This is a genomic window from Anaeromyxobacter sp. SG17, assembly GCF_022690695.1.
Classification (GTDB): domain Bacteria; phylum Myxococcota; class Myxococcia; order Myxococcales; family Anaeromyxobacteraceae; genus Anaeromyxobacter; species Anaeromyxobacter soli.
This window is the reverse complement of sequence record NZ_JALCYX010000121.1, coordinates 1-7664: the sequence shown is the minus strand read 5'-3', so window position 1 is coordinate 7664 and position 7664 is coordinate 1. Positions and strand designations below refer to the sequence as shown.

The window sequence follows — 7664 nt, the reverse complement described above, 5'->3', positions numbered from 1 at the left end:
GCGGGCGCCGCGCTGCGCATCGCGGCGCGGCGGGCGGACGCGGCCGAGCGGCTCGCGGGCGAGCTCGCTTCGCTCGTCGCCGCCTCGTCGCCGCCGCCCGTGGCGGTGCCGTGGGAGGCGCTCGCCGCCGAGGCGGACGCCGCCGACGCGATCGTGAACGGGACCTCGGTCGGGCTGCACGCCGAGGACTTGCCGCTGCCGCTCTCCGTCCGCGCCGGGCAGCTCGTCCTCGACTTCGTCTACGGCGACACCGCGCTCGCGCGCGCCGCGCGCGAGGCCGGCGCGCGGCTCGTCTCCGGCGAACGCGTCCTCGTCCGGCAGGGGGCGCTCGCCTTCGCGCTCTGGACCGGCCGCGCCGCGCCGGAGGCGCTCATGGCGTCGGCCATCGCCGCGCCCGGGAGGCCCTCATGACCATCCGTTACCTCACGGCCGGCGAGTCGCACGGGCCGGCCCTCGTCGCCATCGCCGAGGGCTTCCCCGCCGGGCTGAACATCGACTTCGACGAGGTGAACCGCGATCTCCGCCGGCGCCAGAAGGGCTACGGGCGGGGCGGGCGGCAGAAGATCGAGAAGGACGAGGCCGAGTTCCTCGCCGGGCTGCGCGGCGGCGAGACGCTGGGGGCGCCCATCGCCCTCGTCGTCTGGAACAAGGACCACGAGAGCTGGAAGGACCTCGTCTCGCCCTACGCCCGCGGCGGCCGCGTCTTCACCCAGGTCCGGCCCGGTCACGCCGACCTCGCGGGCGCCCTCAAGTACGCGCGCACCGACGCGCGCGACGTGCTCGAGCGCGCGAGCGCGCGCTCCACCGCGGCGACCGTGGCGCTCGGCTCGCTCGCGAAGCAGCTCCTCGCCCGCTTCGGCGTCCGGGTCTCCTCGCGCCTCGTGGCCATCGGCCCCCGCCTGCGCCACGTGGAGGAGCCGCCGACCGACGCGGAGCGCGCGGCCATCGAGGCCTCCGACCTGCACGTGGACGACGAGGCGGTCGCCGCGGAGTGGCGCGCCCTCATCGACGCGGAGAAGGCGCGCGGCGGCTCCATCGGCGGCGCCTTCGACGTCCACGCGACCGGGCTCCCCATCGGCCTCGGCAGCCACGTCCACCCCGATCGCCGCCTCTCCGCGCGGCTCGCGGGCGCGCTCTGCGGCGTCCAGGCCATCCGCGCGGTCGAGCTCGGGGACGGCACGCAGGTGGGCCGCTCCGGCCCCGACTTCCACGATCCCATCGCGTACGACCCCGCGCGCGGCTTCCACCGGCCGTCCAACCGCGCCGGGGGCCTCGAGGGCGGCATGACGGACGGCATGCCGCTCCGCGTGCGCGCGTACATGAAGCCCATCCCCACCATGCTCACCCCGCTGCCCACCGTGGACCTCGCGACCCGCGAGGCGACGCAGGCCCGCTACGAGCGGAGCGACGTGTGCGCCGTGCCCGCCGCCGCGATCGTCGGCGAGGCGGTGGTGGCGTGGGAGCTCGCGAACGCGTTCCTCGAGAAGTTCGGGGGCGACGCCATCGTGGACGTGGAGCAGGCGGTCCTCGCCTATGCCGCTCGGATCCGCTGAGACGCTCGCCCTCGCGGGCATGATGGGCTCCGGCAAGTCGACCGTCGCCGAGCTCCTCGGCCGGCTCCTCGGGCGGCGCGTGGTCCACCTCGACGACGCCATCGTCCGGGCGGCCGGACGCCCCATCGCCGAGATCTTCGCGAGCGACGGCGAGCCGCGCTTCCGCGCGCTGGAGCGCGAGGCGGTGGCCGCCCTCCCGGCGGGCGTCGTGGCGGACCTGGGCGGCGGGGCGTTCTGCGATCCGGTGAGCGCCGGGCGGCTCCTCGCGGTCGGCCGGGTCGTGTTCCTCGACGTGTCCGCGGCCGAGGCGGCGCGCCGGCTCTCCGCCGGCGGCGGCGACGCGGCCCGGCCGCTCGCGGCGCGCTGGCCGGAGCTCCTCGCCCGCCGCCTCCCCCTCTACCGCCGCGCCCACCTCACCGTCCCCGTCGACGGCCTCACGCCCGAGGCGGTGGCGCGGCGCATCCTGGAGTCCCTGTGACCGAGCTCGTCGAGGTGATCCCCGCCCGCCAGGGCGACCACGAGTACCCGGTGCGCGTCGGCTCGGGCGCGGCCGAGCTCGTGGGCGCGCTCGCCGACGAGCACGATCGGGTGGCGCTCGTCTCCTGCGCGCGGGTGCTCGCGACCCCCTTCGGCAAGCAGGTGCGCGCGCGGCTCGAGCGCGAGGCGCCGCTCGCCCTCGTGCACGTCCTCCCCGACGGCGAGCGCGGCAAGAGCCTGCGCGAGCTGGAGCGCGGCGCGGTCGCCCTGCTCCGCGCGGGGATGACGCGGCGGAGCCTCGTCGTGGCGCTCGGCGGCGGGGCGGTCACCGACGCGGCCGGCTTCCTCGCCGCGACCTACATGCGCGGCGTGCGGTGGGTCGCGGTGCCGACGACGCTCCTCGGCATGGTGGACGCGGCGATCGGCGGGAAGACCGCGGTGAACCTGCCCGTCGCGAAGAACGCGGTCGGCGCGTTCCACCCGCCGGAGGCGGTGCTCGCCGATCCCGCGGCGCTCGAGACCTTGCCCGCGCGCGAGGTCCGCAGCGGCAAGGGCGAGGTGATGAAGTACGCCGCGCTCCGGCCCGACCTGCTCGAGGCGTTCGGGCCCCAGCTCGCCGCCGCGACGCTCGACCCGCTCGTCATCGCGACCTGCGCGCGCATGAAGGTGGACGTGGTCGAGGCGGACCCTACGGAGCAGGGGCCGCGCAAGCTCCTCAACCTGGGCCACACCTTCGGCCACGGCGTGGAGGCGGCCGGGGCGTTCTCCCGCTACACGCACGGCGAGGCGGTCGCCGTCGGGCTCGCCTTCGCCTTCCGGCTCGCGGCCCGGCTCGGCCGCGTCGGCGCCGACGCCGCGACCGCGGTCGAGGAGCGCCTCGCCGCGGCCGGGCTCCCCGCCCGCGTGCCGCGCGAGACGGCCCGCGCCGCCCAGCGGCTCATGGCGTTCGACAAGAAGCGCGGCGACGGCGGGCTGCGCTGGGTGCTGCCCGTCGCGGTCGAGGGCGGGCGGTGGGCGGTGGAGTGGGACGTCGAGGCGGACGCCGAGGCGGTGGACGCCACCGTCGCCGAGATCGCGGCGCCCGCCCCGTCTCGCGCTTCGACTCGGAAGAAGGGGCGCGCTACGCTCGCGCGCGGCCGCAGCGCGGCCGGAAAGGCAGCCCGATGATCCTCCTCGTGAACGGCCCGAACCTGAACCTGCTGGGGGAGCGCGAGCCCGACGTGTACGGGCGGACCACGCTCCCCGAGGTGGAGAAGCTCGTGCGCGAGGCGTGCGCCGCCTGGAACGTGGAGGTGAAGGCGTTCCAGTCGAACCACGAGGGGGCGCTCGTCGACTTCATCCACGAGCACCGCAAGGCCGCGCAGGGGATCCTCCTCAACCCCGGCGCGCTCACGCACACGAGCTACGTCCTCCACGACTGCCTGAAGTCCATCCCGCACGTGCCGGTGATCGAGGTGCACCTCTCGAACATCCACGCGCGCGAGGCGTTCCGGCGGACGAGCGTCGTCGCGCCCGCCTGCCGCGGCCAGATCACCGGCCTCGGGATGCGCGGCTACCTCCTCGCCGCCGAGTGGCTGTGCGCCGAGGTCGGCGCCGTGCCGGTCGAGCGAGGCGGCGCGCCCAGGCTCTGATGGGACGGCCCGCGCCTCGCGACCGCCGCTGAGCCCCGGCGGGTCTTCGCCCGCCGTTCGCGGCGGCGCCCCGGCGGGCTCGCCTCGCTCATTCGCGCCTGCGGATCACCTGGATGCCTCGCCTCGCCGTCCTAATGCCCGCCCGCGACGCGGCCGCCACCGTGCGGGCGGCGGCGGTGTCCATCCTCCGCCAGAGCGAGCGCGATCTCTCCCTCGTGTGCGTGGACGACGGCTCGCGGGACGGCACCGCCGAGATCCTGGAGCGGCTCGCCGCCCGCGACCGGCGCGTCGTCGTCCTGCGCGGCCCGGGGGAGGGCATCGCCGGCGCGCTGAACCGCGGCCTCGCCGCCTGCGACGCGGAGCTCGTCGCGCGCATGGACGCGGACGACGTGGCCCACCCCGAGCGGCTCGCGCTCCAGCGCGCCGCGCTCGAGGCGGACCGCTCGCTCGCCGCCGCCGGCTCGCGCGTACGGCTCTTCCCGCGCCGCATCCTCCGGCCGGGCATGCTCCGCTACGCGGCCTGGCTGAACGGCCTGACGACCCCCGACGAGCTCCACCGCGACCTCTTCGTCGAGGCGCCGCTCGTGCACCCCGCCACCACCATCCGCCGGGCCGCGCTCGCCGCGGCCGGCGGCTGGCGCGACGGCGACTTCCCCGAGGACTACGACCTCTGGCTCCGCCTGCACGCCGCGGGGGGCCGGCTCGCGAACGTCCCGCGCACGCTGCTCGCCTGGCGCGAGGCGCCGGCGCGCGCGACGCGCACCGATCCGCGCTACGCCCTGGCGCGCCACGTGGCCCTCAAGTGCCACCACCTCGCGCGCGGGCCGCTCGCCGGGCGGCGCGAGGTGGCGGTGTGGGGGGCGGGCGAGACCGGCAAGACCTTCGCCGACGCGCTCCTCCGCGAGGGCGTGCGCGTGGCGCTCTTCGTCGAGGTCGACCGGAACAAGATCGGCCGGGAGATCCGCGGCGCGCCGGTCGTCGGCTACGGCGACGTGGCGCGCGCGCGGGGGCTCCCCCTGCTCGTGGCCGTCGGCGCACCCGGCGCGCGGGCGCTCATCCGGGCGGAGCTCGCGCGCGCGGGCTTCGAGGAGCTCTCCGACTACCGCTGCGTCTGCTGACGCGGATGGTCGCGTCGCCGCCCGGGACCGAACCCGACCGCTGCGGTCGCCGACGCGCCGGGGGCGGGATGGCTTCCCGGGCGAGGACGGGGCTACCGTTGCGCTCAGAGTGCGCGCGCCCGTCCACGTCCCCGCCGATCCCGCGGCCGCCTCCTTCGACCTCGCCGCCTTCCGGCGCGCGCTGACCGACCGGACCGCCGCCGCGGTCCGCGCGCTCCGCGAGCGCATCGGCTCCGAGACCCTCTACGCCTTCGCGCTCTACACCGACGCGGAGTCGGGCTACGCGTCGGTGCGCGCCTCGGCGAACACCGAGGAGGGGCTCGCCCGCGCCGCGACCGCCCGCGCGGCCGACGACCCGCGCTTCCGCGGCGAGGCGGGGCGCCGCCTGCTGCGCTGGTCGGCCGCCGACTGGGACTTCCACGACTTCGACGCGGGGGTCCGCGAGGTGGCGCTGCCGGACCCCGCCGGCCGGCGCGAGTCGCTGGACCGGGCGATCCTCACGGCCATGGTGGGCGCGCTCAGGTCGATCGACCGCGCCGGGCTCTTCGGCCGGGGGGCCGACCGTGCCTTCCTCACGGTGAACGTCCTCTGCCCGCACCCCTCGAGAGCCTTCTTCGTCAGGAACCTGCGCGCCCTGAACCCGGTGCCCACCGTGGAGCGCCACCTGCGGGAGACGGACGCTGCCCCGCTCGTGCGCGCGGTGAACCGCGCGCCGCGGCGCGAGCGGATGCGGATCTGGCTCGCGCTGTACGAGGACCTGTACATGGAGTGGAAGACGCCCATCGCCGAGGAGGCGCGGGCGCGCGGCATGTCGCCCTGGGACGTCGAGGCCGAGCTCGTGAAGTTCGGCCCCAAGGTCGTGCCGAAGCTCCTCGACCTGCTCGCCCACTACGGGTTCGCGCCCCCGTTCGACTCCGCCCGCGAGCTCGAGACGCGCGAGGTGTGGCTCGCCGGCAGCGCGCTCTTCCTCGTCCGGCGCATCGGGGCGGTGCCGGAGGGGCAGATCCACCGCATGCAGACGCTCGTCGCTGCGTTCGTCGAGCGCGACCGGCGCCTCAAGATCGCCTCGACCCTCGCCGAGAACACCGCCCGCGTGCTCCACGAGCTCCGCCCGCGGCGGTTCCCGGAGAGCGTCATGGACCCGCAGACGTACAAGCTCCTGAACCCGGAGCCGTTCCTGCCGCGGCGCCGCTGACGCGGCCGCGGGAGGGCACCGCTCCGCGCGAGGGACGTCGCGGAGGGGGGGCGGCGGGCCCGCGAGTCAGGGCAGCAGCGCGGCCTCCGCGGCCCCGAAGTCGTCCGGCACGGACGCCTCGAAGACGAGCCGCGCGCCGGACGCGGGGTGGGCGATCTCGAGCCGCCGCGCGTGCAGCATGACGCGCGGGATCGCCACCTCGCCGACGCGCCGCGGGCCGCCGTAGCGCGGGTCGCCGAGCAGCGGCGCGCCGAGGTGGGCGAGGTGCACGCGGATCTGGTGCGTGCGCCCGGTCTCGGGGCGCGCCTCGACGAGCGCGGCGAGCGGGCCTTCACGCAGCGTCCGGTAGCGCGTCACCGCCGCGTCGCCGCGCGGGTCCACGCGACGGAGCCCGGCGCGCGCCGGGTCCTTGCCGAGCGGCGCGTCGATCCGCCCCTCGGGCGGCGCGGGGGCCCGGGCGCACAGCGCGAGGTAGGTCTTCTCCGGCGTGCCGGTGCGGAACGCCTCGGCGAGCGCGGCGGCCGCGGCGGCGCTCCGCGCGAGCACGGTGACCCCGCTCGTCTCGCGGTCGAGCCGGTGGACGAGCGTCACCGGCGCGCCGAGCAGCGCGGCGACGAGTTCGGGCAGGGTGCCCTGGTCGGTCGTGAGCGTCGGCTGCGCGGGCACGCCCGCGGGCTTGTCCACCGCGACGAGGTCCCGGTCCGCGTAGAGGAGGCGCGAGCGGTCGAGCGCGCCGGGCGCGGGCGCGGAGCGGCCCGCCTCCTCGAGGTTGACGACCACCTCCTGGCCTTTGTGGAGGAGCTTGCCGGAGACCTTGCAGCGGCGTCCGTCGAGGAACACGCCGCCCGCGTCGAGCGTGCGCCGCGCGAGGCCGCGCGAGATGCCGCCGCGCGCGGCGATGAAGCGGTCGAGCCGCTCGCCCGCGTCCGCGGGGGCCACGGAGAGGGAGAGCCGCTTCATGTTTCGACGGGGGCTGCGCCCCCGCCCCGCCGCTCTGCTAGCACGCGCCGGCGCCCTGCTTGGCGGGGCAGGTCGCGCAGGCGTCGGCCTTCGGCTCCGGCTTCGACTCGGACTTGTCCGACTTGCCGGTGATCGCGGCGGAGTTCCGGCCGTTGTAGTCCGTGATGTAGAAGCCCGAGCCCTTGAAGGCGAAGGCGCTCGCGGACATGAGCTTCGTCACCTTCGAGCCGCAGACCTCGTGGATCTCCAGCGCCGGCGAGGACATCTTCTGCAGGTGATCGAAGCGCCCGCACTTGGGGCACTCGTACTCGTAGATGGGCATACCCGTGAATCTCCGACGGGGAAGCTAAATTCGGCGGAATCGCTGTCAAGCGACCGCCCGGCGCGGTAGGTGGGAGCGCCGCCGTCGCGAACTGGTTCGCGCTCGGCGCCCGTCGCCCGACCGGGTCGGAGGATGCCTTCTATCATGGACGCCCACCCGATGGATCTGCTGCCGGGCGAGCTCGACGCGCTCGGCGCCGCGCTCGACGAGGAGCGGTTCCGGCACGTCGCAGGCCTCGAGCCCGAGCCGGCGCTCGCCCGGCTGTTCGCCGTTCATCCGCGCGCGGCGCACCGCGACACGGTGAAGGCGCTGCGCGAGGCGGGGGACGAGCCGCTCGCGGCCCGGGTCGGCGCGCTCCGCGCCGAGCGCGCGGCCGCGGAGGACGAGGAGGCGTGGCGCGCCGCCGAG

General features: G+C 76.7%; 8 protein-coding genes and 2 pseudogenes. 8 read left to right on the top strand and 2 right to left on the bottom strand.

The genetic code is table 11. From position 1 onward, the window contains the following. The 7 genes and pseudogenes from MNY60_RS22790 to MNY60_RS22760 form a co-directional block, all read left to right on the top strand. Positions 1-411, top strand: a pseudogene (locus tag MNY60_RS22790) (shikimate dehydrogenase (NADP+)); the annotation flags it as partial. Beyond that, positions 408-1553 (top strand): chorismate synthase, encoded by a 1146-nt coding sequence (aroC, locus tag MNY60_RS22785; protein ID WP_242341320.1) that lies wholly within the window; start codon positions 408-410, stop codon positions 1551-1553. The pseudogene MNY60_RS22790 and the gene aroC, both read left to right, overlap by 4 nt. After that, positions 1534-2031, top strand: coding sequence for a shikimate kinase (locus MNY60_RS22780; protein ID WP_242341321.1), 498 nt, complete (start codon positions 1534-1536; stop codon positions 2029-2031). Before aroC ends, MNY60_RS22780 begins: the two co-directional genes overlap by 20 nt. Beyond that, on the top strand, positions 2028-3197 hold the full coding sequence (locus MNY60_RS22775) for a 3-dehydroquinate synthase family protein (protein WP_242341323.1): 1170 nt from the start codon (positions 2028-2030) through the stop codon (positions 3195-3197). Before MNY60_RS22780 ends, MNY60_RS22775 begins: the two co-directional genes overlap by 4 nt. Further along, positions 3194-3661, top strand: coding sequence for a type II 3-dehydroquinate dehydratase (aroQ, locus tag MNY60_RS22770; RefSeq protein ID WP_242341325.1), 468 nt, complete (start codon positions 3194-3196; stop codon positions 3659-3661). The genes MNY60_RS22775 and aroQ overlap by 4 nt, the downstream gene beginning before the upstream one ends. Before the next feature lie 113 nt (positions 3662-3774). After that, positions 3775-4779 carry a glycosyltransferase family 2 protein gene (locus MNY60_RS22765; RefSeq protein WP_242356929.1) on the top strand — a complete coding sequence of 335 codons (1005 nt, stop codon included), beginning with the start codon at positions 3775-3777 and terminating at the stop codon, positions 4777-4779. Positions 4780-4888: 109 nt separating this feature from the next. Further along, positions 4889-5974 carry a DUF4303 domain-containing protein gene (locus MNY60_RS22760; RefSeq protein ID WP_242356927.1) on the top strand — a complete coding sequence of 362 codons (1086 nt, stop codon included), beginning with the start codon at positions 4889-4891 and terminating at the stop codon, positions 5972-5974. 66 nt (positions 5975-6040) lie between these two features. Here the strand turns inward: MNY60_RS22760 and MNY60_RS22755 are convergent, their stop codons facing one another. Next, positions 6041-6934, bottom strand: coding sequence for an RluA family pseudouridine synthase (locus MNY60_RS22755; RefSeq protein WP_242356925.1), 894 nt, complete (start codon positions 6932-6934; stop codon positions 6041-6043). Positions 6935-6971: 37 nt separating this feature from the next. Then, on the bottom strand, positions 6972-7256 hold the full coding sequence (locus MNY60_RS22750) for an FmdB family zinc ribbon protein (RefSeq protein WP_242341332.1): 285 nt from the start codon (positions 7254-7256) through the stop codon (positions 6972-6974). A 144-nt stretch (positions 7257-7400) separates the two neighbouring features. On the opposite strand from MNY60_RS22750, the pseudogene MNY60_RS22745 reads away from it, so the two are divergent. After that, positions 7401-7664, top strand: a pseudogene (locus MNY60_RS22745) (hypothetical protein); the annotation flags it as partial.